This is a genomic window from Bradyrhizobium sp. 45 (genome assembly GCF_023073155.1).
Taxonomy (GTDB): domain Bacteria; phylum Pseudomonadota; class Alphaproteobacteria; order Rhizobiales; family Xanthobacteraceae; genus Bradyrhizobium; species Bradyrhizobium canariense_D.
In genome coordinates, this window is the sequence record NZ_JADPIX010000122.1 from 332235 (window position 1) to 357944 (window position 25710).

The 25710-nt window shown below is 60.1% G+C and carries 21 protein-coding genes and 1 pseudogene; 18 read left to right on the forward strand and 4 right to left on the reverse strand.

Annotation, left to right across the window (positions count from 1 at the left end; genetic code table 11):
• Nucleotides 1-5 precede the first annotated feature (5 nt).
• The 14 genes and pseudogenes from IVB42_RS21905 to gabD all read left to right on the forward strand — a co-directional run bounded on the left by IVB42_RS21905 (nucleotide 6) and on the right by gabD (nucleotide 16559).
• A complete protein-coding gene (locus IVB42_RS21905) occupies nucleotides 6-1325 on the forward strand; it encodes an MFS transporter (RefSeq protein WP_026232474.1) in 1320 nt (439 codons plus the stop codon).
• Between the two features lie 62 nt (nucleotides 1326-1387).
• Nucleotides 1388-2425 (forward strand): isocitrate/isopropylmalate family dehydrogenase, encoded by a 1038-nt coding sequence (locus IVB42_RS21910; RefSeq protein ID WP_018453168.1) that lies wholly within the window; start codon nucleotides 1388-1390, stop codon nucleotides 2423-2425.
• 4 nt (nucleotides 2426-2429) lie between these two features.
• Nucleotides 2430-3752: an MFS family transporter gene (locus tag IVB42_RS21915; protein WP_018453169.1), complete on the forward strand. Its 1323-nt coding sequence runs from the start codon at nucleotides 2430-2432 to the stop codon at nucleotides 3750-3752.
• 75 nt (nucleotides 3753-3827) lie between these two features.
• A complete protein-coding gene (locus tag IVB42_RS21920; RefSeq protein ID WP_018453170.1) occupies nucleotides 3828-5486 on the forward strand; it encodes an acetolactate synthase large subunit in 1659 nt (552 codons plus the stop codon).
• Nucleotides 5487-5559: 73 nt separating this feature from the next.
• Nucleotides 5560-5928, forward strand: coding sequence for a phasin family protein (locus IVB42_RS21925; protein WP_143273907.1), 369 nt, complete (start codon nucleotides 5560-5562; stop codon nucleotides 5926-5928).
• Nucleotides 5929-5969: 41 nt separating this feature from the next.
• Entirely contained in the window at nucleotides 5970-8024 is a 2055-nt protein-coding gene (acs, locus tag IVB42_RS21930) for an acetate--CoA ligase (protein WP_240543312.1), read from the forward strand.
• Entirely contained in the window at nucleotides 8021-8548 is a 528-nt protein-coding gene (ppa, locus tag IVB42_RS21935; RefSeq protein ID WP_018453173.1) for an inorganic diphosphatase, read from the forward strand. Before acs ends, ppa begins: the two co-directional genes overlap by 4 nt.
• Before the next feature lie 21 nt (nucleotides 8549-8569).
• Entirely contained in the window at nucleotides 8570-9184 is a 615-nt protein-coding gene (locus tag IVB42_RS21940) for an adenylate kinase (protein ID WP_026232477.1), read from the forward strand.
• Nucleotides 9181-10353 carry an iron-containing alcohol dehydrogenase gene (locus tag IVB42_RS21945; protein WP_018453175.1) on the forward strand — a complete coding sequence of 391 codons (1173 nt, stop codon included), beginning with the start codon at nucleotides 9181-9183 and terminating at the stop codon, nucleotides 10351-10353. The genes IVB42_RS21940 and IVB42_RS21945 overlap by 4 nt, the downstream gene beginning before the upstream one ends.
• 21 nt (nucleotides 10354-10374) lie before the next feature.
• Complete coding sequence (locus IVB42_RS21950; protein ID WP_039798611.1) at nucleotides 10375-11049, forward strand: poly(R)-hydroxyalkanoic acid synthase subunit PhaE; 675 nt, start codon at nucleotides 10375-10377, stop codon at nucleotides 11047-11049.
• Nucleotides 11046-12165, forward strand: a pseudogene (gene phaC, locus IVB42_RS21955) (class III poly(R)-hydroxyalkanoic acid synthase subunit PhaC). Before IVB42_RS21950 ends, phaC begins: the two are co-directional and overlap by 4 nt.
• Nucleotides 12165-14087, forward strand: a complete 1923-nt coding sequence (locus IVB42_RS21960) for a CoA-transferase (protein ID WP_085361112.1) — start codon at nucleotides 12165-12167, stop codon at nucleotides 14085-14087. Before phaC ends, IVB42_RS21960 begins: the two are co-directional and overlap by 1 nt.
• Nucleotides 14088-14091: 4 nt before the next feature.
• A complete protein-coding gene (locus IVB42_RS21965; protein WP_085361111.1) occupies nucleotides 14092-15018 on the forward strand; it encodes an alpha/beta hydrolase in 927 nt (308 codons plus the stop codon).
• A gap of 62 nt (nucleotides 15019-15080) precedes the next feature.
• Nucleotides 15081-16559 (forward strand): NADP-dependent succinate-semialdehyde dehydrogenase, encoded by a 1479-nt coding sequence (gene gabD, locus IVB42_RS21970; RefSeq protein WP_018453180.1) that lies wholly within the window; start codon nucleotides 15081-15083, stop codon nucleotides 16557-16559.
• A gap of 239 nt (nucleotides 16560-16798) precedes the next feature.
• On the opposite strand, the gene IVB42_RS21975 is transcribed toward gabD, so the two are convergent.
• Entirely contained in the window at nucleotides 16799-17677 is an 879-nt protein-coding gene (locus IVB42_RS21975; protein WP_018453181.1) for a GNAT family N-acetyltransferase, read from the reverse strand.
• A gap of 271 nt (nucleotides 17678-17948) precedes the next feature.
• On the opposite strand from IVB42_RS21975, the gene IVB42_RS21980 reads away from it, so the two are divergent.
• The 3 genes from IVB42_RS21980 (at nucleotide 17949) to IVB42_RS21990 (ending at nucleotide 20943) form a co-directional block, all read left to right on the forward strand.
• Complete coding sequence (locus tag IVB42_RS21980; protein WP_018453183.1) at nucleotides 17949-18872, forward strand: glyoxylate/hydroxypyruvate reductase A; 924 nt, start codon at nucleotides 17949-17951, stop codon at nucleotides 18870-18872.
• Between the two features lie 14 nt (nucleotides 18873-18886).
• Nucleotides 18887-19243: a cupin domain-containing protein gene (locus tag IVB42_RS21985; protein ID WP_018453184.1), complete on the forward strand. Its 357-nt coding sequence runs from the start codon at nucleotides 18887-18889 to the stop codon at nucleotides 19241-19243.
• 242 nt (nucleotides 19244-19485) lie between these two features.
• On the forward strand, nucleotides 19486-20943 hold the full coding sequence (locus tag IVB42_RS21990; RefSeq protein WP_018453185.1) for an NAD-dependent succinate-semialdehyde dehydrogenase: 1458 nt from the start codon (nucleotides 19486-19488) through the stop codon (nucleotides 20941-20943).
• Nucleotides 20944-21181: 238 nt separating this feature from the next.
• On the opposite strand, the gene IVB42_RS21995 is transcribed toward IVB42_RS21990, so the two are convergent.
• Entirely contained in the window at nucleotides 21182-21871 is a 690-nt protein-coding gene (locus IVB42_RS21995) for a haloacid dehalogenase type II (RefSeq protein WP_018453186.1), read from the reverse strand.
• A 316-nt stretch (nucleotides 21872-22187) separates the two neighbouring features.
• Between IVB42_RS21995 and IVB42_RS22000 the strand changes: the two genes are divergently transcribed.
• Nucleotides 22188-23564 (forward strand): aspartate aminotransferase family protein, encoded by a 1377-nt coding sequence (locus IVB42_RS22000; protein WP_026232478.1) that lies wholly within the window; start codon nucleotides 22188-22190, stop codon nucleotides 23562-23564.
• Nucleotides 23565-23657: 93 nt separating this feature from the next.
• Here IVB42_RS22000 and IVB42_RS22005 read toward each other — a convergent pair whose 3' ends face one another.
• Nucleotides 23658-24134, reverse strand: a complete 477-nt coding sequence (locus tag IVB42_RS22005; protein WP_018453188.1) for an Lrp/AsnC family transcriptional regulator — start codon at nucleotides 24132-24134, stop codon at nucleotides 23658-23660.
• 115 nt (nucleotides 24135-24249) lie between these two features.
• The gene (locus tag IVB42_RS22010) at nucleotides 24250-25575 is read right to left on the reverse strand and encodes an FAD-binding oxidoreductase (protein ID WP_247299260.1); all 1326 of its coding nucleotides are present in this window, start codon (nucleotides 25573-25575) and stop codon (nucleotides 24250-24252) included.
• Between the last annotated feature and the right edge of the window lie 135 nt (nucleotides 25576-25710).

Sequence of the window (25710 nt, forward strand, 5' to 3'; positions counted from 1 at the left end):
ACGCCATGCCAACGAATTCCGCGCCGCTACCGAGGATCGAAGCGGAAACCATGCGCCGCATTACATGGCGCCTGCTTCCGTTTTTCATGGTGTGCTATTTCATTTCATACGTTGACCGCGTCAATGCCGGGTTTGCGGCCCTGCAAATGAACAAGGATCTGGGCCTGACGCAGGCTGCCTTCGGGGCGGGCGGGGCGCTGTTCTATATCGCCTACATTCTTTTCGAGGTCCCCAGTAATCTGGCGATGCAGAAAGTTGGCGCGCGGATCTGGATCGCGCGCATTATGATCACATGGGGGATAGTCGGTATTCTCTCCGCTTTTGCGGTAGGGCCGATTACTTTTTATCTGAGCCGCTTCTTGTTGGGTGCAGCGGAGGCCGGGTTCTTTCCTGGTGTGATCCTGTATCTGACCTTCTGGTTTCCGGCGGCCTATCGCGCACGGATCGTTGCGGTTTTCATGGTGGCGATACCGCTATCGAGCTTTTTGGGATCGCCAATATCCGGCGCTTTGCTGGCGATGGATGGCGTGCTCGGCCTTCGTGGTTGGCAATGGCTTTTCATCGTTGAAGCCATTCCGGCCGTCCTGCTCGGCCTGGTCTCGTTCTTCGGGCTTCCGAACAAACCCGCTGATGCAAAATGGCTCGAGCCGGAGGCGCGCAATTGGCTCGACGCGCGCCTGCAGTCGGAACGATCGATGGCGAAGCAGGTCGGCCACATGTCGCTGTGGCAAATTCTGACCAACAAATATGTGCTCATCCTCGGTTTGATCTATGCGGGAAGCTCGGCCACGAGCAACGCGTTGTCGCTGTGGCAGCCTCAGATCGTGAAATCGTTCGGGATGTCCAACATGGAGACCGGCTTCCTGAATGCCATCCCATTTGGCATCGCCTCCGTTGCGATGATCTTTTGGGGAAGATATTCGGACAGGTCGAACGCCCATGCCCAAAACACCGCAATACCACTTGCGTTATGCGCAACGGCGCTGCTTGCGACCATGCTCACGAGCTCATTACCCGTGACGCTTGCTATTCTGAGCGTGGTCTTGATCGGTAATTATTCGATCAAGGGACCATTCTGGGCCCTGGCGACTGGGACACTCTCTCCGGCAACTGCTGCGGCCGGAATTGCCGGCATCAATACCCTGTCGCACATCGGCACTTCTGGCGCGGTGTGGCTGCTCGGCGTCATTAAGGAGGCGACGGGTAGCTTCCCCATGGCCTTGATACCGCTGGCTTTGCTTCAAATCGCCGGGATCATCGCGGTGCTTTGGATCAGCAAGCAGGAAACGCTACCCGCCACCTCCGCCGCAAGCCCCGTACATTGAGTGCAAGGCAGCATGTCTGACATTCACAAAACCCCGCGGCTCTCATCTTCGAGGACATAGTAATGCCTGCTCAATCCAAAACGAAGCGGCCCGCTACGCTCATTCCAGGCGATGGTATCGGCCCCGAGATCGTGAAATCGGCCGTCGACATTCTCGAAGCGCTCGGCTCTCCATTCGAATGGGACATCCAGCAGGGTGGCCTGGCCGCGATCGAGGAAAGCCGTGATCCGCTGCCGCAGGCGACGCTGGACAGCATCCGACGTACGCGGCTCGCCCTGAAGGGCCCGCTAACGACGCCGGTGGGGGGAGGATTCCGCTCGATCAATGTTCGTCTGCGCGAAGAATTCGGCCTTTACGCCAATTTGCGGCCGGTTCGAAGCATGGTTCCCGGAGGACGATTCGACGAAATCGATATCGTGCTGGTGCGCGAGAACCTCGGCGGGCTCTATGTCGCTTTCGAACACTATATTCCAATTGGGGAAGATCCGCACGCGGTCGCCATTTCGACCGGGGTCAATACGCGTGAAGGATCGCGCAAGATCATCGAATTCGCATTCGACTACGCGCTCAAGAACGGTCGCAAGAAGGTGACCGTCGTGCACAAGGCCAACGTGCTGAAGGCGCTGACCGGCATCTTTCTCGAGGTCGGTCACGAGGTTGCAAAGAAGTACGAGGGCAGGGTCAAGATGGACGATCGCATCGTCGATGCCACGGCGATGCAGCTCGTCATGAATCCCTGGCAGTTCGACGTCATCGTCACTACCAATTTGTTCGGTGACATCCTGTCGGATCAGCTCGCCGGTCTGGTCGGCGGCCTCGGCATGGCGCCCGGCGCCAACATCGGTCCGGATGCGGCGATCTTCGAGGCCGTGCACGGCTCGGCACCGGATATTGCCGGCAAGGGAATCGCCAATCCGCTCGCTTTATTGCTGGCGGTCGGGCTGATGCTGGAGCACATTGATCAGCCTGATCTCGCAAACCGTCTTAGAACGGCAATTGATCAGGTCTTGCGCGAGGACGGCGTTCGCACGCCCGATCTGGGCGGCAAAGCGTCCACTGGCGACTTCACTCAAAGCATCATCCGTCGATTGGGAGGGTAAGCAAATGACCGCTGTTGCTGCATCGCACCCGGCAATCCCCGCTGACAGCACGGCGCAAAAGCTGTCGCGTATCAAGGCGATTGTGGCTGCGTCGTCCGGAAATCTGGTCGAGTGGTACGACTTCTATGCTTACGCATTTACCTCGATCTATTTCGCGGCGGCGTTCTTCCCGTCTGGCGACCAGACCAGCCAGTTGCTGGCGACGGCCGGCATTTTCGCCGTAGGGTTCTTCATGCGGCCGCTCGGTGGCTGGCTGTTCGGCTGGATCGCCGATGCGCATGGCCGCAAGAATTCGATGGTGCTGTCGGTGCTGCTGATGTGCGCGGGATCGCTGATGATCGGAATGCTCCCCACGTACCAAACAATCGGCGCCGCGGCGCCGGCGCTCCTACTGTTTGCGCGCATGGCACAAGGCCTGTCGGTCGGCGGGGAATATGGAACGGCGGCAACTTATATGAGCGAGATTGCCGGCAAGGGCAACCGCGGGTTCTATTCGTCATTCCAGTATGTCACGCTCATCGGCGGGCAACTTCTCGCACTCCTCGTTGTCGTGGTTCTGCAGCAAACCTTGTCGCTCGACGAGCTGAAGGAATGGGGATGGCGGGTGCCTTTCCTGTTCGGCGCCGTCGCGGCCGTTGTGGCGTTGTATCTCCGCCGCTCGTTGCAGGAGACGGCCTCGGCGGAGACCATGCACCGCAAGGAGGCAGGTTCTCTCTCCGGCCTCTGGCATCATAAGCGCGCGCTGCTGATCGTTCTCGCATTCACGATCGGCGGATCGCTATTTTTCTATACGTTTACGACCTACATGCAGAAATTCCTGGTCAACAGCGTGAAGCTGGATGCCAAGACGGTCAGCTCGATCATGACCGCTGCCCTGATCGCCTTCATGCTGCTGCAACCGGTGTTCGGGGCGCTATCGGACAGGATCGGCCGGCGCAACAACATGATCCTGTTCAGCGCATGCGCTACCCTCGCTGCGGTGCCGCTATTGATGGCATTGTCCAGCACCACCAACGTCTACGCCGTTTTTGGCCTGATCATGATCGGTCTTGTGATTGCGTGCTTCTATACCTCGATCAGTGGCGTCGTGAAGGCCGAACTGTTTCCGCCCGAGGTGCGCGCCCTAGGCGTCGGACTTCCCTACGCGATTGCCAATGCGATGTTCGGCGGAACGGCGGAATATGTTGCATTGTCGCTGAAATCGTCCGGATACGAAACCCTGTTCTTCTGGTACGTCGCGGCGATGGCGCTGGTCGCCCTGGTCGCGTCGCTCTGGATGCCGGATACGCGGACGCGAGGCTATCTCGACGGCGATGGCCGGATCTGAACTGAAACACGACGGCCCCGTCATGCCTGCGACGGCGTCCGGAGAGCATTGAATTCGAATGGGAGAGACGCGCTGATGGCCAAGGGATCAGATTTGTTGGTTGCCGCACTCGAGAACGAGGGCGTCGACCGAATTTTCGGCGTTCCCGGCGAGGAGAACCTCGATGTCGTGGAAAGCTTGCGCAACTCGTCGATCAAGCTGATCCTGACACGCCACGAGCAGGGCGCGGCCTTCATGGCCGCGACTTATGGACGGCTGACCGGCAAGCCCGGCGTGTGCATCACCACGCTTGGCCCTGGCGCATTGAACCTGACGACTGGCGCCGCCTACGCGCTGCTCGGCGCCATGCCCATGATCATGCTCACGGGCCAGAAGGGCATCATGAGCAGCCGACAGGCCAAATTCCAGATCGTCGATGTGGTTAGCGCTTTCAAACCGTTGACCAAGCTGTCGCTCCAGATCGTCAGCACAAGCGGCATTCCGACAATCGTTCGCGATGCCTTCCGGATCGCCATGGAAGAGCGTCCGGGTCCGGTTCTTCTGGAACTGCCCGAGGACATCGCGGGCGAGGAATCCGAAGACGTCGCGATGGTGGCGCCGCATCCGATCGAGATCCCGGTCGCCCATCGTGCCTCGCTGGATCGCGCTGCCGACATGATCCTCAAGGCCAAGCGGCCCTTGATCATGCTCGGCGCCGCCGCGTCCCGGCCGCGCAGCACGGCCGGCATCGGCGGCTTCGTCCGCCGCACGAAAATTCCGTTCTTCACCACACAAATGGGCAAGGGAACGGTACCCGGCGGCAGCAACCTCTACATGGGGACGGCTGCACTCAGCGAGCGCGATTACGTTCATGAAGCGGTCGACCGAGCCGATCTGATTATTGCCATAGGTCACGACACCATCGAAAAGCCGCCCTTCATCATGGGCCCCAAAGGTCCTCAAGTCATCCACGTCAGCTACACGCCGGCCAACGTGGAGCGGGTCTACTTTCCGCAGTGCGAAGTGGTCGGCGATGTTGGACCGAGCCTGGAGTTGCTGGCCGATCGTCTCGAGGGGCGGCTGCATCATGCCGGCGCGCTGTTAAGCCTTCGCGAAAGTATCCTGGCCCGGATCGGCGATCGCGCGACCGAGGACCGTTGGCCCCCGACGCCGCAACGCATCGTGCACGATGTGCGAAAGGTCATCCCTGAAGACGGCGTCGTCGCGCTGGATAACGGGATGTACAAGATCTGGTTCGCCCGCAACTACCGCACCTATGTGGCGAACACGCTGCTGCTGGACAATGCCCTCGCGACAATGGGCGCCGGGCTGCCATCCGCCATGATGGCGGCGATGCTGCATCCGGAACGCCGCGTGCTCGCGGTCTGCGGCGACGGCGGCTTCATGATGAATTCGCAGGAGATGGAAACCGCGGTTCGCCTTAAATTGAATCTCGTCGTGCTGATCCTGGAAGATTCGGCCTATGGCATGATCCGCTGGAAACAGGCGGTCGATAGTTTCCCGGACTTTGGCCTCACGTTCGGGAATCCGGATTTCGTCAAATACGCCGAGAGCTACGGCGCGAAAGGCTCGCGGGTCGAAAGCACGGATTCGTTGATTCCGACGCTCGAAAACGCTTTCAAAGGTGGCGGTGTGCACCTCGTCGTCGTGCCGATCGACTACAGCGAAAATACCCGCGTGCTCGTGGATGAACTTCGCGAGAAGCTGAAGCAGGTTATTGAGCCGACCGTGTGAGCCGTCGGCGAGGGCCGATTGATGAGCTGAGCTGAAATTGGCGTGGTCGCAAGCGCCGGCAATGGAGAGTGCAATGAGTGAGCAGATCAACGAGCAGGCTGAGAAGATGCGGGAAATGGCGCAGACCACGCTGGACAAGGCGAAAGAGGCTGTGTCGAAATACATAACCGAATCCCAGAAGTTGAGAGAGAAGGCCGATTCCAGCGTTCGCTCAACCTATTCGGCGGCGAAGGAGATGAACGAAAGAGCCGTCGCGTTCGCCGAGGAAAATGTGGCTTCGGGCTTCGAGCTTGCGCAACGGCTGTTGCATGCCAAGGACCCGCAGGAAATGGGTGCAGTTTATCAGAGCCATCTCAAGGAGCAGATGGAAAAAATGAACGCGCAGTTTCGCGAGCTTGCAAGTGCAATGAACCAGCCGTCGACTGTTGACCTGAATAAGTAGCGCCGGTCGCCTCAGAGCGAAATCAAATCGCTGATCACAGGATGTTGCCTGCACGCGTTCCGAGCGCGGACGATGCATCATCCGATCAAGACAATCGCATCGCAGTGCGTCGGGGAGGCTCCAAGGTGGGCACGGAAAAGTCAGATACGCTGATCCATGACGTGCCGGCCGGCTGGGCACGGCGGGCTCATGCTGACGCTGCGAAATACAGCAGCATGTATGCTTCGTCGGTGTCGACGCCGGATGCTTTCTGGGCGGAGCATGGCAAGCGGATCGACTGGATCAAGCCGTTCACGAAGGTGAAGAATACCTCCTTTGCGCCCGGCAAGGTCTCGATCAAGTGGTTCGAGGACGGCACCACGAATGTGGCGATGAACTGCATCGACCGGCATCTTGCCCGGCGTGCCGGTCAGGTCGCGATCATCTGGGAGGGCGACGATCCCGCCGAATCCAGGCACATCACCTACGCGGAGTTGCACGATCAGGTCTGTCGTTTCGCGAATGTCCTGAAAAGTCACGGTGTGAAGAAAGGCGACACCGTCACGATCTACCTGCCCATGATTCCGGAAGCCGCCTATGCCATGCTCGCCTGCGCGCGAATCGGGGCGGTCCATTCCATCGTGTTCGGCGGGTTCTCGCCGGATGCCCTGGCCGGACGTATCGAGGGCTGCCAGTCCAAAGTCCTGGTCACCGCCGATGAGGGGCTGCGCGGCGGGCGCAAGGTACCGCTGAAGGTCAATGCCGACGATGCGCTGAAGAAGGTGGCCGGCATCGTGAAGACGATGATCGTGGTCAAGCGCACCGGCGGTGGCATCGACTGGGTCGACGGCCGCGACGTCTGGTACGCGGACGAGGTGGCAAAGGCCTCGGCCGACTGCGCGCCGGTCGAAATGAACGCGGAGGATCCGCTATTCCTTCTTTACACGTCGGGTTCAACCGGTGCTCCAAAGGGCGTCGTTCACAGCACGGGTGGCTATCTCGTTTTTGCGTCGATGACGCACCAGTATGTGTTCGACTATCACGACGGCGACATCTACTGGTGCACCGCCGATGTCGGCTGGGTCACCGGCCACAGCTACATCGTCTATGGGCCGCTGGCCAACGGCGCGACCACGCTGATGTTCGAGGGGATCCCGAACTATCCCTCAACATCGCGCTTTTGGCAGGTCGTCGACAAACACAAGGTCAACATCTTCTACACCGCGCCGACCGCGATCCGTTCGTTGATGGGTGCGGGGGAAGAGCCGGTCAAACAGACCAGCCGTGCGTCGCTGCGCTTGCTCGGCTCGGTGGGCGAGCCGATCAATCCGGAAGCGTGGGATTGGTATCACCGCGTGGTCGGCGATGGACGTTGTCCGATCGTCGATACCTGGTGGCAGACCGAGACAGGCGGCATCTTGATCTCGCCGCTTCCCGGCGCGACGGCTTTGAAGCCCGGTTCGGCAACCCTGCCGTTTTTCGGAGTGATGCCGGAAGTGGTGGACGCAAGTGGTGCCGTGCTGACCGGCGCATGCGAAGGCAATCTCGTCATTGCCGATTCCTGGCCAGGCCAGATGCGCACGGTCTACGGCGACCACGAGCGCTTCATGCAGACCTACTTCGCGACCTATCCGGGCAAGTATTTCACCGGCGATGGCTGCCGGCGCGACGCCGACGGCTACTACTGGATCACCGGCCGCGTCGACGACGTCATCAACGTATCCGGTCATCGCATGGGGACAGCCGAAGTCGAAAGCGCGCTCGTCGCACATCAGAAGGTTTCCGAAGCCGCTGTTGTCGGTTTTCCGCACGACATCAAGGGGCAGGGCATCTACGCCTACGTCACCTTGATGTCGGATGCGGAGCCCTCCGGAGAGTTGCGCAAGGAACTAGTGGCCTGGGTCCGCAAGGAGATCGGACCGATCGCCGCACCCGATGTCATTCAGTTTGCGCCGGGCCTGCCCAAGACCCGCTCTGGAAAGATCATGCGTCGTATTCTGCGCAAAATCGCCGAGGACGAAGTCGGCGCGCTCGGGGACACCTCAACCCTGGCGGATCCGGCGGTGGTCGATGATCTCATCAAAAACCGCCATAGCCAAAAGGCGGCGCGGAAATGAATATCGACGCGATTTCGATCGGCGACAATCCCCCGGAGGACGTCAATGTCATCATCGAGGTTCCGATCGGCGGTGAACCGATCAAATACGAAATGAACAAGGCGGCGGGCGCGCTGTTCGTCGACCGCTTCCTGTATACGCCGATGCGCTATCCCGGAAATTACGGCTTCGTTCCGCACACGCTTTCGGACGATGGGGATCCGATCGACGTGCTCGTGGCCAATTCGCGGCCGATCGCTCCTGGCGCCATAATCAATGTGCGGCCGATCGGCGTGCTCAAGATGGATGACGAGGGCGGCGGCGACGAGAAGATCATCGCCGTGCCGATGCCGAAACTGACGATGCGCTACGCACACGTCAACGGGATCGCCGACATGCCGCAGATCGCGATCGAGCAGATCCAGCACTTCTTTGAACACTACAAGGATCTGGAGCCGGGGAAGTGGGTGAAGGTGATCGGATGGGGCGACAGTGCCGAAGCGCGCCGGCTGATCGTCGAGGCCATCGCGCGGGCAAAGAGCTGAAACCGAGATATGGGCAATGATATGAGACTGGTTCTGTTGGGGCCGCCAGGCGCAGGTAAGGGCACGCAGGCGACGAGGATCGTCACTCGATTTGCGATCCCGCAATTGTCGACCGGCGACATGCTGCGCCAGGCGGTTGCGGAAGGCACGGCTGCGGGATTGCGCGTCAAGCACATCATGGATCGGGGTGAACTTGTGCCCGACGACGTCGTGGTATCGGTGATCGCTAATCGTATCGACCATTCCGATGCGGTAAGCGGCTTTATCCTTGACGGCTTCCCGCGCACGGTCGCGCAGGCCGAAGCGCTCGATCAGGAACTCGCCACCCGGGGCATCAAGCTCGATGCGGTGCTTGAGCTCGAGGTCGACGAAGATGCGCTGCTCGACCGCATCAAAGGGCGCGCCGACGATGCGGCAAGCCGAGGCGAGCCGGTGCGCCGCGACGATAATCCCGAGGTCTTCAAGACCCGGCTCGGCGTTTATCGCGAGCAAACCGCGCCGGTCACGGAATACTACCGGTCGCAGGGACTGCTCAACGTCGTCGACGGTTTGCAGCCGATTGACGCCGTGACCGAACAGCTCGCCGCGGCGCTTGCGGCAGTAACGTCCGATCAGATCAGGAGTGATGTCAGATGAAAGCGTTTACCTTCCAGGCACCCCCCAACATCCTGTTCGAGGCAGGCGCATCGAAAAAGCTGGCGGAGTTGGTCGCTGGATACGGGGCAAAACGTGTTCTGCTGGTCACGGATAAGGGCGTACGCAATGCAGGCCTGACCAGAAACGCCGAGGCTGGCCTGGTTGCCGGCGGCTGCGAACTGACGATATTCGAAGATGTGGAGGCGGATCCGCCGTCGCATATCATCGAGCGGGCGGTCGCACTGTGTCGTGACAAGGACATCGAGCTGGTTGCCTCAATCGGCGGCGGCAGCGCGCTCGATACCGCGAAGTTGGTGGCCTATCTGGCCAAAACGCCTGATCGCCTCGAAGATATCTACGGCGTCGGCCTTGCCAAGGGCGAACGCCTTCCGCTGCTGCTGGTGCCGACAACGGCCGGAACGGGCTCGGAGGTGACCCCGATTGCGATCGTCACCACGCCGACGACCGAGAAAAAGGGCGTCGTTGCGCCCCGCCTGCTCCCGGACTGGGCGATCCTCGATCCGGAGCTGACGCTCGGCCTGCCGCCGCATGTCACCGCGGCGACCGGCATCGACGCCATGGTCCATGCGATCGAAGCCTATACCAGCAAGCACCGGAAGAATCCGATGTCGGACCAGTTGGCACGGCAGGCTCTCGCCCTGCTGTCGGCGAATGTCCGGACGGTCTGTGCGGACGGATCTAATCTCGAAGCGCGGTCGCAAATGCTGCTGGGTTCGATGCTGGCCGGCATGGCGTTCGCCAATTCCCCGGTCGCCGCCGTGCACGCGCTGGCCTATCCGATCGGCGCGCTGTTCCACGTGCCGCATGGCCTGTCGAATGCCTTGGTGCTGACCCAGGTGCTGCGGTTCAATTTGCCGGAGGCGGAAGGCCTCTACGCCGAACTGGCGCCGATCGTCGATCCCAAATCGGAAGGAATGAGCGTCAGCCAGCGGGCACGGCTGTTCGTCGATGCGATCGCGGCGATCTGCCGGGATTGCAACGTGCCGGCCTCGCTGGCCGATGTCGGCATTGCGAGGGGCGACCTGAAGAAGCTCGCCGAGGATGCGATGAAGCAGACGCGGCTTCTCGTGAACAATCCGCGGGAATTGAGCTTCGACGATGCGCTGGCGATCTACACCGAGGCGTTCGGCAACCGCGCGGCGGCCTGAGCGGCACAAAGAGTGAGCAGCATGAGCGAGAACGACAAATCGGCTTCCGCTGATTCCGATCCCGGCCTCGAATGGGCGAAGCTGTGGCAGACGATGGCCGAATCCTCGAACCGCATGGTCGAGGCGTGGTCGGGGTCGATGGCACCGTTCATGCTGGCGCGTCTGTCGGAAAAGCCGGGTGGTTTTGGCGACGGCAACGAACTGTCGGCAGCGATCGAGCGGATGGCGCAGGGGCCGCGGCTGGCCGACGTCTGGGACATCGACCGGAAAATGGCGTTGGCCTTTGGGGCCTGGATCGAGATGCGCCAGCGGCTTGCGAGCTACAATGCGGTTGCTGCCGCTCCATGGCCTGAAGCGTCGAAGCGGTTTTACGAGACGATGTCCGCCACCGGTAGCGATGGCTCCCCGCATCCGGAGTGGCGCGAGGCGTTCGCCAAATGGAGCGAAATCTCCAACGAGGAACTGATCCGGAATCAGCGCACCGACGGCTTCTTGCAAGCTCAGAAGGAACTGCTGCAGGCGGGATTGAAGTTACGGAGCCGGCAGGATGATGTCGCTGAGGCCGCGTCAGCCATGTTGGGGCTGCCGACCCGCAAGGATTTCGACGACGTGACGCAGCAATTGACCGAACTCCGCCGAGAAGTCCGTACGCTCGCCCGCCAGATCCGCGACCAGAAGAGCGAAGCCGCACGATGAGCGATCAGGAGAACCAAACCTCGCGCTTCGCCCGGGACATGGCGGCCAACGCCGAGAAGATGTTCAAGGCGACACAGTTGATCGCCAATACGCGGGATGAAGACGTCGCCATCGGCACGACACCGAAGCATCTCATGATGCGCCGCGACAAGGTCGAGCTGTTCCATTATGAGCCGATGGCGGAAGCGACGGCGAAGACGCCCGTCCTTTTGGCCTACGGCCTGATCGGGCGGTATACCATGGCTGATTTACAGCCTGACCGCTCGCTGGTGCGCAGCCTTCTCTCAAAAGGGCTCGATCTCTGGCTGATCGACTGGGGCCAGCCGGGCCGAACCGAGCGATGGCTGAAAATTGATGATTACGTCGATGACTACATCGATGCCGCAGTCGACCGCATCGCGCAGGAAACCGGCCATGACAAGATCACGCTGCTCGGCATCTGCGAAGGCGGCGTCTTTACGACGTGCTACACCGCTCTGCATCCGGAAAAGGTCAAAAATCTCGTCATCACCATTACCCCAATCGACTTCCATGCCGATGTCAAGGACAAGGCCGCGCACCACGGCTTCCTCAACCTTTGGACCCGCAGCCTCGATCCTGATGACATCGACAAGCTGGTCGATACTTACGGCGTGCTGCCGGGCGAGTTCATGAGCTCGGTGTTCTCGATGATGACGCCGATGCGCTCTGACGAAATACAATGTCGATCTCATCGACGTCGTCGATGACGAGGCCAAGTTCATGAATTTCCTCCGCATGGAAAAGTGGCTCGCGGACCGTCCGCATCATCCTGGCGGAGCGGCGAAGCAGTGGCTGAAGGATCTCTACCAGGAGAACCGCCTGGTCGATGGCAGCTTTGAACTGTCCGGCCGTCGGGTCGATCTGAAGTCTATCACGGCTCCCGTGCTGAATGTTTTTGCGTTGGATGACCATATCATTCCGCCGGACTGCTCGCGCGCGCTCGGAGCGAAGATAGGCAGCACGGATTACACCGAAATTCCGCTGCCCGGCGGCCATGTCGGCCTGTTCGTCTCCAGCAAATCGCAGGGCAAGCTGAGCCAGAGCATTGCCGACTGGCTGGTCGCCCGCGACGCCAATCCCGGAAGTGAAGCCTGATGCGCAACAAGATCGTCGACGCCGCCGAGGCGGTTGCCATCATCCGTTCCGGTGACACCGTCGCCTCGTCCGGCTTCGTCGGCGTGGGAACGCCCGATGAAATCATCAAGGCGCTGGAGCGGCGTTTCGTGCAGACCGGAGAGCCGCGGGACCTTTCGCTGGTGTTCGCGGCGGCGCCGGGAGACGGCGCCGATCGCGGCCTCAACCGCCTGGCGCATCCCGGCCTGATCAAACGCCTGGTCGGCGGACATTTCGGCCTGGTTCCGAAGCTCGCCCGGATGGCGGTCGACAATCACGTCGAGGCCTATAACTTGCCGCTCGGATGCGTATCGCATCTGTTTCGTGAAATTGCGGGGCGCAAGGCCGGGCTTCTCTCCAAGGTCGGGCTCGGCACCTTCGTCGATCCGGCCAATGGTGGCGGAAAGCTGAATGCGCGCACCACCGAAGAGCTGGTGCGGATGATCGAAATCGACGGCGAACAATGGCTGTTCTACAAGGCATTTCCCATCAACGTTGCGATCATCAGAGGTACCACCGCCGACCACAACGGCAACATCTCGATGGAAAAAGAGGCGTTGACCCTCGACAATCTGGCGCTGGCAACGGCCGCCAAGAACTGCAAGGGATTCGTCATCGCGCAGGTGGAGCGCATCGCCGCCTCCGGCTCGCTCAATCCGCGTCACGTCAAAATTCCGAGCGTCTTGATCGACTGCGTCGTCGTTGCGCAGCCCGAAAACCATGTCCAGACCTATGCCACGGGTTACAACGGAGCATTTTCGGGCGAATTGCGCGCGCCGGCCGATCGCAATGTTCCGATGGCGCTGGATAACCGCAAGATCATTGCGCGCCGCTGCGCCCTGGAATTGCCGATGGGCGGCGTGGTCAATCTCGGCATCGGCATGCCGGAGGGAGTCGCCTCGGTTGCCGCCGAAGAAAAGCTGTTCGACTTTGTGACGCTGACTGCCGAGCCCGGCATCATCGGCGGTATTCCGCAAGGCGGTCTCGATTTCGGTGCTTCGATCAATGCAGAATCGATCATCGACCAGAACCAGATGTTCGATTTCTACGACGGCGGCGGGCTCGATCTGGCCTGTCTCGGCATGGCTCAGGTCAATGGCCGCGGCGACGTCAACGTCAGCCTGTTCAATGGCCGTCTGGCCGGCGCCGGCGGCTTCATCAACATATCCCAGAATGCGCGCCGGCTGATCTTCGCAGGCACCTTCACCACCGGTGGGCTCAAGACGTCGGTCGTGGATGGTCAGCTCAAGATCCTCAGCGAAGGCAAGTCCTCGAAATTCATCGACAAGGTGGATCAGATCACGTTTTCGGGCCAGCTTGCCGCAACCAACAGGCAGCCCGTTCTCTATGTGACGGAGCGATGCGTGTTCCGCCTCACTCCCGAGGGTCTCGAACTGATCGAGATCGCGCCGGGTATCGATATGGAGCGCGACATTCTCGCGCTCATGGGCTTTCGGCCCATCATCCGCGCGCCGAAATCCATGGATGTTTCGCTGTTCAGCGAGGCCCTGATGCAGCTCGACGACCGGCTGCTCAATCGGCCGCTGGCGGAGCGGCTGTCGTACGATGCCGATCGCAACACGCTTTTTCTCGGACTTGACGGCTATCGGGTCCATAGAGATGCCGACGTCGAGGTAATCCGGGCGTCGATCCTCGAACTCTTCCATCGTGTCGGACGCCGGTTTTCCGCAGTCGTCAACTACGATTCGTCTTACATCGCTCCCGACATGACGGAGAAATGGTTTTCAATGGCCGCCGAGGTCGAGCGGACCTGCTACGATCATGCCTCGCGCTACACCACCAGCGCATTCATGCGCCTGAAGCTCGGCGACGCGCTGGCCCGCCGCGACGTCGCGCCGCATATCTTCGAAACCTCGGCCGACGCCCACCGGTTTGTCGAATAGACCGATGGGGCTGAAATCCACCGAGTTGCGCCCCACGGACTGGCCTGAAGGACGGCAGAGGGCGCCCGACCGCACCGGATCGGTGCGCGGGCTGACCCGGCGCAGCTTCCATCGTATCGCATTCACGGATTGGGGGCCCGCGCCCGCGGTGCGGCCGGTGCTCTGCGTCCATGGCTTGACCAGAAACGGCCGGGACTTCGATCACCTCGCCGCAGTTCTCGCAATGGCAGGGCGGCAGGTCGTCTGCCCGGACTTGCCGGGCCGCGGACAAAGCGAACGGCTGCACGACAGCAGCGACTATGCCTTGCCGCAATATTGCAGCGACATGACCGTGTTGATGGCAGCTCTTGGTGCAACGGAGATCGATTGGGTTGGAACGTCGCTGGGCGGCTTGATCGGGATGGTGCTGGCTGCCCTTCCGGGCAGTCCGATCCGTCGCATCGTCATCAACGACATCGGACCCTATCTGCCCTGGACCGGATTGCTTCGTCTCGGTGCCAATCTCAACGAGGCGCCCAAATCGTTTGAGACGATCGAACAGGCCGAAGGCTACTACCGGCGGGTTCTGGCGCCTTTCGGGCGATTGGAGGATGTGCACTGGCGGCATCTGACAACGCATAGCGTGGCCTGGAGCGTGGAGGGGCGCTGCTTCAAGCCGCTGTGCGATGCGAACATCGCTCAGGCCTTTCGAAACCCTTGGCACTACAGCGTCGATCTCTGGAAATACTGGGATGCGATCGATGTCCCCATTCTGGTCATACGCGGGCAGCAATCGGATTTGCTTTCCGAAGGCGTCCTCAAGGACATGATGCGGCGCAATCGCAATGTCCGCGTTCACACCGTCGCGGACTGCGGGCATGCGCCGGCCCTGATCGCTGACGAACAGATCGAGGTCGTGACGCAGTTTCTGAGCGGCCACGACTCCACTTAGCGCTGAATGCTTCATGCCGAACTGCATTATAACGTGTTAATTCCAACCTGGCTGTCTTCATCATGGCTTCGAAACTCACGCTCAAAGATCCGACCCTGTTGCGCGATGCCTGTCCGGTGGCAGGTGCGTGGGTAGCCGCCGATAACGGCGCCACCATCACGGTCGATAATCCCTCGACCGGCGCCGTGGTCGGACATGTCCCCAACATGGGGATGGCCGAGACCCGGCGGGCGATCGAATTCGCCAACGCTGCGCTACCGGCGTGGCGAGCCCGTACCGCGAAAGAGCGCGCCGTGATCCTGCGACGCTGGTTCGATCTGATGATGGCGAACCAGGACGATCTCGGTGCGATCATGACGGCGGAGCAGGGCAAGCCGCTTGCTGAAGCCAAGGGCGAGATCGCCTATGCCGCAAGCTTCGTCGAGTGGTTCGGCGAGGAAGCAAAACGCGTCTATGGCGATACGATCCCGGGGTTCACGGCCGACCGACGCATCATCGTGCTAAAGCAGCCGATCGGCGTTTGTGCCGCAATCACCCCGTGGAATTTTCCGGCCGCGATGATCACGCGCAAGGCGGGCCCGGCCCTGGCGGCGGGTTGCACCATGGTCGTCAAGCCGGCAAGCCAGACACCACTGTCCGCGCTGGCGCTTGCGCTGCTGGCGGAGCGGGCAGGCGTCCCTCAAGGTGTGCTGTCCGTCATCACAGGTTCGGCGTCGGCGATCGGCGGCGAAATGACCTCCAATCCGATCGTACGCAAGGTGACATTCACGGGTTCGACCGAAATCGGCAAGAAGCTGATGGCGCAGAGCGCGTCGACGGTGAAGCGGACATCGATGGAGCTCGGCGGCAACGCGCCGTTCATCGTCTTCGACGATGCGGACATCGATGCCGCGGTCAAGGGCGCGATGGCTTCGAAATACCGCAATGCCGGCCAGACCTGTGTTTGCGTCAATCGCTTCCTTGCGCAGGACAAGATCTACGATTTGTTTGTCTCGCGTCTGGCTGAGGCGGTTAGTGCGTTCAAGATCGGTGACGGGTTCGAGCCCGGCGTCGCGATTGGTCCGCTGATCGACATCGCCGCCGTGGAGAAAGTCGAAGAGCATGTTTCCGATGCGGTTTCCAAGGGAGCGCGCGTCGCCATCGGTGGGAAGCGCCATGCGCTTGGCCGCACGTTCTTTGAACCGACGGTATTGGCGGACGCCACGCCGGACATGTTGATCTTCCGGGAGGAAACTTTTGGCCCGGTCGCGCCCGTATTCCGCTTCAAGACTGAAGAGGAAGCGATCCGCCTTGCGAACGATACCGAGTTCGGACTTGCGGCCTATTTCTACGGCCGCGATATCGGACGGGTCTGGCGCGTTGCCGAAGCGCTCGAGTACGGCATCGTCGGTATCAACGAAGGCCTGATCTCGACCGAGGTTGCACCGTTCGGCGGCGTCAAGGAGAGCGGCAACGGCCGTGAGGGTTCGAAATACGGCATCGAGGACTATCTGGAAATCAAATACCTCTGCATGGGTATCATCCAGAGTTCGGCCACTTGAGCGGCTGCCGGCATCGCGGAACAACGCATGGGCGGAAACCGTTTCGGGCCGTAGCTTGAATGGGGAGGGAGCGGCCACGTAGGGAATAGTCGCAACATTCAGCGGTTTAGTTTTGTTGCTCGGAATATCGAAATTCGCCGCGAAAATTTTTCTGACACTCCGGAATCGAAGTTGCCGAATAAGTGGTCGTTATCATTTATATTCGTGGGACAGGCGCCACTAACAATTCGCTTCACAGCTCAGCTCAACGCGTGAGCGGCCAATCCGTAGACCCACGGCTCGTTTTCCTTTCGGTTGAGGAATCGCCGCCCCTTGGACATGGTTGTGACCGTCTCGCTGATCGCGAGGCGGCTCTGCTGAAGATAGTCAGCAAACAGGCCCGTTTGCTCCCGGGTATCGACGCGGGCGAAACGGCCGGTGAGATCCTTAAGATGCACGGCCGTGAGATGGATCGCGTCATAATCATTGCTGGCGACAATGGGACCGATCACGTGACCACGCCCGAATTCGCGCTTCATGGAGTAGCCGACGGTCTTGCCGTCGCGGCGCAGTACACAGATTGACGCACCTTCCGAAAGCAGAGCAAGCAGCTCCCGGCGGCTCGTGCCGAATGCGCGCTCATCCAGCGCCGCAATCTCATTGAGAGTTTCGGCTGACGCCGACCTCAATTCGCCATCCAGAACTGATGTCGGTGGAAGGGGTGATACGATCTCTCCCTGCCACTGATACACGACCGCTTCCTTGGTGAAGCCCAGCGACAGATAAAGATGATAGGCAGCATCGGTCGAGTTCAGGGCAAGACTCCGATCCTCGCACCGTTCGAACACCTGTTCCATCAGCCATCGGCCGGTACCTTGTGCTTGGGTGCGCGGCGATGTGAGTACCAGGCCGATGGTGGCGAATTCGTGTCCGTGGGGGAACCACATCGCACTTCCGAAAACGCGCCCGATGCCGTCAACAGCGACGATGCCCTGACCGGCGCGGCGCAGGAAATCCCAGTCCTTTGGCCGATGCGGCCAGCCGACGGCAATCGAGAGCGCGTGGAGCAGCTTCACATCAACGTCTCGAATGTCGCGCGCGACCAATTCGAAGGACTTCAGGCGTACGGATCGTCCCATCTCAGTTCATTCCTTCGCGGAATGCCAACGTCTATGGCTTGTCGTGCTTTAGCTGCCCAGTTGCGACAGCAGACGTGTTTGCCGCAGCATTGCACGGAAAGCCAGCAGGTTTCACCTGTTTTGGTGCAAGTGTTCGAAATGTTCGGCATATAGCGCACCGATATTCGGCAGAGAAAGCTTCTGCTTGCCGCTAGGCTGTAGATGCCCGGCGAGCTCGCTGCGCGCCAACAAGTCATCGAGCATCTCGCCGCGTGACACGAAGGGTCCCTAGATGGGGTTTCTTTTCAATTCCGATGCCGCTCGGGGCGCAATTTTCCGCCAGATATTTGCGCGCGAGCTCCCCGATCTTGAATTCTACCAGGGTAGGAAAAGCATCGACCCGGAAAAGGTGCGGTATCTGCTGACCTGGAACGTGCCGGACGACGTCTCGCGTTATCGCAATTTGGAGGTGCTCTTTTCGATCGGTGCCGGAGTCGACCAGTTCGTGCCCGAGATCATACCCGATCATGTGATGCTGGTGCGTATGGTCGAGGATGGCATCATACGCATGATGCAGGAATACGTCGTGCTTGGCGTGCTGGCGCTCCATCGCGAGATGCTCGCATATCGGGAGCAGCAGAGAAGGGGCGAGTGGCAAGATATTGTCACTCCACAGGCGACCGAACGCCGCGTGGGTTTCCTGGGCGTTGGGATGCTGGCGCAAGCGGCAATCGATCGCCTCAAGCCCTTTGGATTTTCCCTTGCCGCATGGAGCCGCAGCAAAAAGGTAGTCGAGGGCGTCACCTGCTTTCATGGCGACGATCGGCTAGGCAGTTTCCTGAGAGGAACGGATATTCTCGTCTGTCTTCTGCCCCTGACGGAGCAAACCCGCGGCCTCCTGAACGCAAAACTCTTCTCGCTTTTGCCGATGGGAGCGCGACTGCTGCATCTCGGCCGCGGCCCGCAGCTCGATCAGGCCGCACTCATCGAGGCGCTCGACAGCGGCCGCCTCGCGGCAGCTATGCTCGATGTCACTGACCCCGAGCCGCTGCCGGAAGGCCATGCGCTCTGGGCACATCCGAAGGTCATGATAACGCCGCACATCGCATCCGTGACGCAACCGCATACGGCGGCACAATCCGTCGTAGAAAACATCAGGCGCCACCGCGCGGGAAAAAATCCGATCGGGCTTGTCGATCGAACACTCGGCTATTAACCAGGGATAATGCCATGTCACTTCTGATTACTATCGATACCAATCCGGACTTCGCACCAAAGAACACCTTGCCTGCTCCGGAACGACTCATTTCGGGCAATCCATCCTTCAAGACCTGGGCGCAGGACGCCTCCAAAGCCGAGAAGGTGCTGACCGGCGTCTGGGAAGCAACGCCCGGCGAGACCCATTCCATCAAAGGCACCACTTACGAGTTCTGCCACATCATCTCGGGTCTCATCGAAATTGAGGAAAAGGGTGGTGAGACCAGGACTTACCGCGGCGGCGACAGCTTCGTGATGAAACCGGGCTTTGTCGGCGTCTGGCGCACGATCGAGACCGTGCGAAAGATCTACGTCAGCGCTTATGACTGAGCGCAATGCTCAGAGCGGTCGAAATCTGGCTTGGCAGAACAATCGACTTTCAAAGTCGCGCCTGACCGGCTTCAGCGCCGTCAGGCAATTCTCGATGAAAAAATGCGGTGTGCGGCCTTTATTGCTCAAATGAGCCGGCTTTGCTCGCCAGTCGCAAATCCAAGAGCGTTCTCGTAGTGCAGACCTGCTCGGTTGGCAAGCAGGAATGGCGGAGTTGGGCCCGAAGGCAAAGGAACATGTAGATGATTGCATTGAAGGACAAGGATCTGTTTCGCCAGCAAGGGCTGATCGGCGGCAATTGGCGAGATGCGAGCGCGAAAGCCACTGCCAATGTCATTGATCCTGCCAGCCAGAACGTCCTTGGTACCATCCCCGATATGGGACGTAACGAGACTGCGGCTGCAATCAACGCTGCGGCTGATGCGTTCAAAGCTTGGAAGAAGACTACTCATGCAGAACGCGCGGCACTTTTGGAGCGTTGGTATGAGCTGATGCGGCAGCATGAGCAGGATCTGGCGCTCTTGCTGACTCTGGAACAGGGTAAGCCGCTTGCTGAATCGCTCGGAGAAATCCGCTATGGGGCATCCTTCGTAAAATGGTTTGCGGAAGAGACACGCCGGATCAACGGATCGACCATCCCTTCACCCACTGCCGATCGCCGCATTCTGGTGCTGAAAGAGCCGGTAGGCGTCTGCGGGATCATCACCCCCTGGAACTTTCCTAACGCCATGATCACGCGCAAGGTGGCACCTGCGCTTGCTGCGGGCTGCACCGTGGTCATCAAGCCATCTGAATTTACGCCATTTTCGGCGCTCGCGATCGGCGTTCTTGCGCAGCGGGCAGGGATCCCGGCGGGCGTGATTAATATCGTGACGGGCATGCCCGCGGAAATCGGCCAGGAACTGATGGACAATGAAACTGTCCGCAAGATCTCGTTTACCGGGTCGACTCGCGTCGGCGCATTGCTGATGAAAGGCGCCGCCGCCAACATCAAGAAGCTCAGCCTCGAGCTCGGCGGCAACGCGCCGTTCATCGTCTTTGATGATGCCGATGTTGACCGGGCCGTCGAGGGCGCGATTGCGTCGAAGTTTCGTAATGGCGGACAGACCTGCGTTTGCTCCAATCGCATTCTGGTGCAATCCGGCGTTTACGATGCCTTTGCGAAAAGGCTCGCCAGCCGGGTCGCAAAAATGAAGGTCGGTGCCGGCACCGAAGAAGGTGTCGAAATCGGACCAATGATCAATGGCGCGGCGATAGAAAAGATCAAGCGGCACGTCACAGACGCCCTGGACAAAGGCGCGAAGATCATCTCGCAGAGCGAACGTATGCCGGAAGGCCGGCAGTATGCGCGCCCCGTCGTGCTCGGTGAGGCAACGACTGACATGCTCTTGGCCTCAGAAGAGACGTTCGGACCAGTCGCGCCGCTTTTCCGCTTCGAGACGGAGGACGAAGCGATCGCGATCGCGAACGGCACGCCCTTCGGCCTTGCCGCCTACTTCTACACTGAAAACCTCAAGCGCTCGTGGCGCGTTGCCGAGGCGCTGGAATTCGGCATGGTGGGCCTGAACACCGGCCTGATCTCGACCGAGGTCGCGCCGTTCGGCGGTGTAAAGCAGTCCGGGCTGGGGCGCGAAGGATCCCAGCTCGGGATAGATGAATATCTTGAGATCAAAACGCTTCATGTCGGCGGATTGGAATAAGGGGGCGATTCCTGGTTTCAGGAGAGGAATCGAAGGGTTCTCCGATTTTGCGGCGGACCGCATCCGCGCGACAACACCATGATGCCTCGACAGCGAAGTAACACAATTCTGTCGGATGAGTAGTTCGAACACAGAAAAAGGGAGCGGTCGAACCGCCCCCTTTATTCATCACGCAACAGTCTCTACTGAAATTTTCGAAGGTCTACGTGCCGCGAAAGAGCCCGAAAAGGATACGCCTTCACGCACTTCTTCGAAGGGGCTCCAAGCCGACTGCGGCGGCGAGCCCGCCGATGTCAGCGACCTCAGTGTATTCATAGAAGGGATTCGCGGGCTCATGACCGCGGTTCACCCACACCTTGCTCTTGATGCCCAGGTCGTAGGCTGTCATCAGGTCGTAGCGGAAGGAGGATGAGACGTGGGTGATATCTTCCGGACCGCAGCCAAGCTTGTCCAGCATGTATTCAAAGCCTTTCATGTGCGGCTTGTAGGCGCCGGTTTCCTCGGCCGTGATGACCGTGTGGAAGGGCGCGCCGAGCTTCTCGACGTTCGACATGATGAGGTTCTTCATGGAATTCGACAGGATGACCAGCGGAATCTCCCTGGCAACTTTGGCCAGACCCGCCGGGACGTCGGGGTGTGGACCCCATGTGTGGATCTCTTCATTGATGCGCTGGGCATCCTCCGGCCGAAATACGACACCGTTGCGCTTGCACGCGCGCTCTACCGAATTATGCACGACCTCGAAGTATGGCTTCCACGCGCCAAGAACTTCGTCCAGGCGATAGGCGGCGAAATCCTTGATGAAACTTGCCATCGTCGTGGCAGAAAGCTGGGAGCCGTAGACTCGCCTTGCCGCACCGGCCATGTCGAAATTCGTCAGCGTGCCGTAGCAATCGAAAGTGATATATTTCGGTCGGAACTCGGTCATGTCGTGGTATCCTCCAATCCTCTCGGCACCGCGTGCCAGTACGACAAGCATCATAATGAGCATCGCGTAAGATAAAGCGCCGCTTTCGCTGGAGCCGGAAGCAGATTGTGTCGTATCGGCTCGAAGCCTTGGCAGAGAGTTGCGCCAAGCAACCTTTCGAGTTGAACAGCACCGCCACGCGGCGGACGCCGCCGCGGTATAAGATGCGGCGTCGATCAAAAACGAAAGTCAAAACTCCTTTGGCTCAGGCGCAGCTTGGGAGGAACTGCTGTCGTCGATATCCTACTTTGCGTTTCGGGTTGATATGGAGGCCGAAATGTTGAGCAATTCGCTGATCGAGCTGGACCGCGCACATCTGGTTCACCCGGTCTCATCCTATCGCGGTCACGAGGCCTTGGGTGTGCGGGTGTTAAGATCAGCGAAGGGCGCGACCCTGACCGATGCATCGGGACATCAATTGCTCGACGGGTTTGCTGGTCTGTGGTGTGTCAACGTCGGGTACGGACAAGAGAGCATCGTTGAAGCTGCCACGAAGCAGTTGCGCGAGCTGCCTTACGCGACGGGCTATTTCGGGTTGGGCTCCGATCCGGCCATCCGGCTGGCCGCCAGGTTGGCCGAATTGGCGCCTGGCGATCTGAACCATGTTTACTTCACGCTAGGTGGCTCCGATGCCGTCGACAGCACAATCCGATTTATTCGGTACTATTATCATGCCAAGGGTACGCCGCAGAAGGATCAGTTCATTTCCGTCGAGCATGGCTACCACGGATCGTCGACGGCAGGGTCCGGCTTGACCGCGATCCCCGCCTTTCATGCGGGCTTTGGGGTACCTTATAGCTGGCAGCACAAAATTCCGTCGCACTATACCTATCGTAATCCTGTCGGTTCCCATCCTCAGGCTATCATTGCTGCGTCGGTCGCGGCCCTGCGAGCCAAGATCGCCGAACTTGGCGCAGATCGCATTGCGGCTTTTTACGTCGAGCCAATTCAGGGATCAGGGGGTGTCCTCGTGCCACCGCCATCTTGGTTGAAAGCCATGCACGCCGTTTGCAAGGAGAACGATATTTTGTTCGTAGTCGATGAGGTCATCACTGGCTTTGGTCGTGTCGGCCCATTTTTCGCCTGCGAAGAAGACGACGTCGTGCCGGATTTCATGACCACCGCAAAGGGTCTGACGTCGGGCTATGTGCCGATGGGAGCCGTTTTCATGTCCGACCGCGTCTACAACACGATTGCGGACGGAGCCGGCAAGACGGCCGTCGGCCACGGCTACACCTATTCCGCGCATCCCGTCAGTGCAGCGGTCGGGCTCGCGTGCCTGGATCTTTACGAAAATGGCTTGTTGGCAAACGGCCGAAAGGCGGGGCACCGCCTGATGGAAGGCCTTCGCGCGCTTGCCGATCATCCACTTGTCGGCGATGTCCGTGGTCGCGGCATGCTGGCCGCAATCGAGCTCGTCACGGACAAGGAGCGCAAGACGCCCCTGCCGGCGGAAGCTGACGCCGCGCGCCGCATATTCGACCGCGCATGGGACAACGGTCTCGTCATCCGCGCCTTTGCCCAGGGCGTGCTGGGTCTTGCGCCCCCGCTCTGCTGCACGGATGCGGACATCGACGGCATCATCGAACGAACTCGCATGACGCTCGACCAAACCCTCGAAGACAGGGACGTCCGCGCGGCGATGAAAGGATAATCACTGCGCCTGTCATTCCGAGGCCAGAAAAAGCCTGAGCCGTAGCGCCGGCCCGGCGATCTGCCCATGCTCCCCGGGGTGGAGGATTGTTCTTCAGCTATTGAATATGCTTTCGAGAGGCAGATGGGATTTCACGATCGGGGACTTCAGCACGACAAAACTGAAGTATTTGTCGATTCCGATATCCATCTCGACGAGACGTTCCATCAGCGCTTGATATTCGCTGATTCCCGCTGTGATAAACTTCACCAGGTAGTCATATCCGCCCGAAACCAGATGACATTCGACGACCGAATCTATCTTTTCGATGGTCGTGAGAAAGCGCGCGAAATCGATCTGGCGATGATTTTTGAGCGTGATCTCGGCGAACACAGTCAGAGTTTGTCCGAGCTTGGAGACGTCGATCTGGGCGGAATAGCCGGTGATGAAGCCCTCCGTCTGGAGCCTCTTGACGCGCATCAGGCACGGGCTCGGGGAAAGGTTTATCAGCTCTGCGAGCTCGACGTTGGAAGTCCGCCCGTTCTTCTGCAGTTCGCATAAAATCCTGATGTCGATCTTATCGAGCTTCATAGGCAATGCCATGAGATGGGAGCCATAGCGGCGTCAAGGCTTTGAGGCTTCAGCGTCATACGCACTGTCATAGCACCAACCAGCATCCTTTCCCACCGGGCGGAGAGATTGCTTTTCAGAACTCGGCGACCTTGCCCCAGGCACCCGTTTTCAGCCGCTCCGGCCTGTATGGACGCGGGTCGACGATCGGTGCAGTACCAGTAATGATGTCCGCCATCAGGTGCCCTGCGCCGGGACCAATCCCGAAACCGTGTCCGCTGAACCCGGCCGCAAGGATAAAGCCCGGAATCGCCCCCACCTCACCGATGGCGGGAACGCCATCCGGTGTGCTGTCAATATAGCCGGCCCAGACATTGGAGATTGCGACGCGACGGAGTTCAGGCAGCAATTCGCAAGCTCTTTTATGTGTCAGCCGAATCTGCCGCATGTCGGGACGGGGATTAAGTGTCCGGTTCAGCTCCATCGGGGTCGTCTCATCGAGCGCCCACTTCGCCAAGGATTCATGACCTTGGCGCATGCCCTCGAATGCTCCAGGGGCGAGACTGCGCCAGCGGCGAGCAAACATCGGCACGAATTCGCGGGCGAACCTGAATTGCTGCGGCGTTGGATCGACTCGCGCGCGCCCGCTTATCGCCAGCGTGTACCCGCCGCTGCTACGCCGCGTGAGCGACACGACTGCAGTGTGCAGGGCGTCGGGCAGACCCGCCGCGCCAGGAGCCACGGCGAGAATGGACTGGCGCACGGACGCCTGTGGGAAGCGAATGCCGAGCTGGTTGCAGAACGAAGAGGCCCAGGCCCCTCCTGCCATGACCACCGTGTTGGTCCGGATTGTGCCCATTTCGGTCACTACGCCGTTCACCCGGCCGGCACGGAGCTCTATGCCGCGAGCGGCGCAGTGCTGGTGCACCGTGCCGCCCGCCGTCATCATCGCACGCGCGACCACGGGCACAGCCTTCGAAGGGTCTGCCGTTCCGTCGGTTGGAGAGGAGACGCCGCCTTTCCATTTGCGGCCCGTCGCTTTGCCTCTCTCGCTAGCTTCGTTCGTGCTCAACATGTGTGTCGTAACGCCGACCGTCTTTGCAAAATCGCGCCATTTCGCCCAGCAGGTCAGCTCATTCTCGTCATTCGACAGATAGAGAAGCCCGCAGCGGCGGAAGCCCGTGTCTTCCCCGGTCTCCTGTGCTACTCTCTCCCAAAGATCGAGACTCTTGGTGGCGATCGGTAGCTCGCGTGCGTCGCGATTCTGTTGACGGCACCATCCCCAATTGCGACTGGACTGCTCGGCGGCGACACGCCCCTTCTCTAGCAAGGCGACCTTAACGCCGCGGCGGGCGAGATAGTAAGCCGTGAACACGCCCACCACGCCGCCGCCAATGACGACGACGTCAGCCTCTTGAGGCAGAGACGGGCTTGATTCAATATGGATGAGCGGCGCACTCATGAAGCGAGGACTCCCGGCGTTTGACCTATCGTAGCTGAGCATTCGCGGCAGGTGCTCTGCGGGAATTTGTGATTAGACGGAATATTCTGCGGTTTGCCGACTACTGTTCAAGCTATTATTGCGAGAACACGTTGC

Bases quoted from the DNA above. Each gene is read 5' to 3' on its own strand.
- IVB42_RS21905 (WP_026232474.1), top strand. From the start codon at position 6: ATGCCAACGAATTCCGCGCCGCTACCGAGGATCGAAGCGGAAACCATG.
- IVB42_RS21910 (WP_018453168.1), top strand. From the start codon at position 1,388: ATGCCTGCTCAATCCAAAACGAAGCGGCCCGCTACGCTCATTCCAGGC.
- IVB42_RS21915 (WP_018453169.1), top strand. From the start codon at position 2,430: ATGACCGCTGTTGCTGCATCGCACCCGGCAATCCCCGCTGACAGCACG.
- IVB42_RS21920 (WP_018453170.1), top strand. From the start codon at position 3,828: ATGGCCAAGGGATCAGATTTGTTGGTTGCCGCACTCGAGAACGAGGGC.
- IVB42_RS21925 (WP_143273907.1), top strand. From the start codon at position 5,560: ATGAGTGAGCAGATCAACGAGCAGGCTGAGAAGATGCGGGAAATGGCG.
- acs (WP_240543312.1), top strand. From the start codon at position 5,970: ATGTTGCCTGCACGCGTTCCGAGCGCGGACGATGCATCATCCGATCAA.
- ppa (WP_018453173.1), top strand. From the start codon at position 8,021: ATGAATATCGACGCGATTTCGATCGGCGACAATCCCCCGGAGGACGTC.
- IVB42_RS21940 (WP_026232477.1), top strand. From the start codon at position 8,570: ATGAGACTGGTTCTGTTGGGGCCGCCAGGCGCAGGTAAGGGCACGCAG.
- IVB42_RS21945 (WP_018453175.1), top strand. From the start codon at position 9,181: ATGAAAGCGTTTACCTTCCAGGCACCCCCCAACATCCTGTTCGAGGCA.
- IVB42_RS21950 (WP_039798611.1), top strand. From the start codon at position 10,375: ATGAGCGAGAACGACAAATCGGCTTCCGCTGATTCCGATCCCGGCCTC.
- IVB42_RS21960 (WP_085361112.1), top strand. From the start codon at position 12,165: ATGCGCAACAAGATCGTCGACGCCGCCGAGGCGGTTGCCATCATCCGT.
- IVB42_RS21965 (WP_085361111.1), top strand. From the start codon at position 14,092: ATGGGGCTGAAATCCACCGAGTTGCGCCCCACGGACTGGCCTGAAGGA.
- gabD (WP_018453180.1), top strand. From the start codon at position 15,081: ATGGCTTCGAAACTCACGCTCAAAGATCCGACCCTGTTGCGCGATGCC.
- IVB42_RS21975 (WP_018453181.1), bottom strand. From the start codon at position 17,677: ATGGGACGATCCGTACGCCTGAAGTCCTTCGAATTGGTCGCGCGCGAC.
- IVB42_RS21980 (WP_018453183.1), top strand. From the start codon at position 17,949: ATGGGGTTTCTTTTCAATTCCGATGCCGCTCGGGGCGCAATTTTCCGC.
- IVB42_RS21985 (WP_018453184.1), top strand. From the start codon at position 18,887: ATGTCACTTCTGATTACTATCGATACCAATCCGGACTTCGCACCAAAG.
- IVB42_RS21990 (WP_018453185.1), top strand. From the start codon at position 19,486: ATGATTGCATTGAAGGACAAGGATCTGTTTCGCCAGCAAGGGCTGATC.
- IVB42_RS21995 (WP_018453186.1), bottom strand. From the start codon at position 21,871: ATGACCGAGTTCCGACCGAAATATATCACTTTCGATTGCTACGGCACG.
- IVB42_RS22000 (WP_026232478.1), top strand. From the start codon at position 22,188: ATGTTGAGCAATTCGCTGATCGAGCTGGACCGCGCACATCTGGTTCAC.
- IVB42_RS22005 (WP_018453188.1), bottom strand. From the start codon at position 24,134: ATGAAGCTCGATAAGATCGACATCAGGATTTTATGCGAACTGCAGAAG.
- IVB42_RS22010 (WP_247299260.1), bottom strand. From the start codon at position 25,575: ATGAGTGCGCCGCTCATCCATATTGAATCAAGCCCGTCTCTGCCTCAA.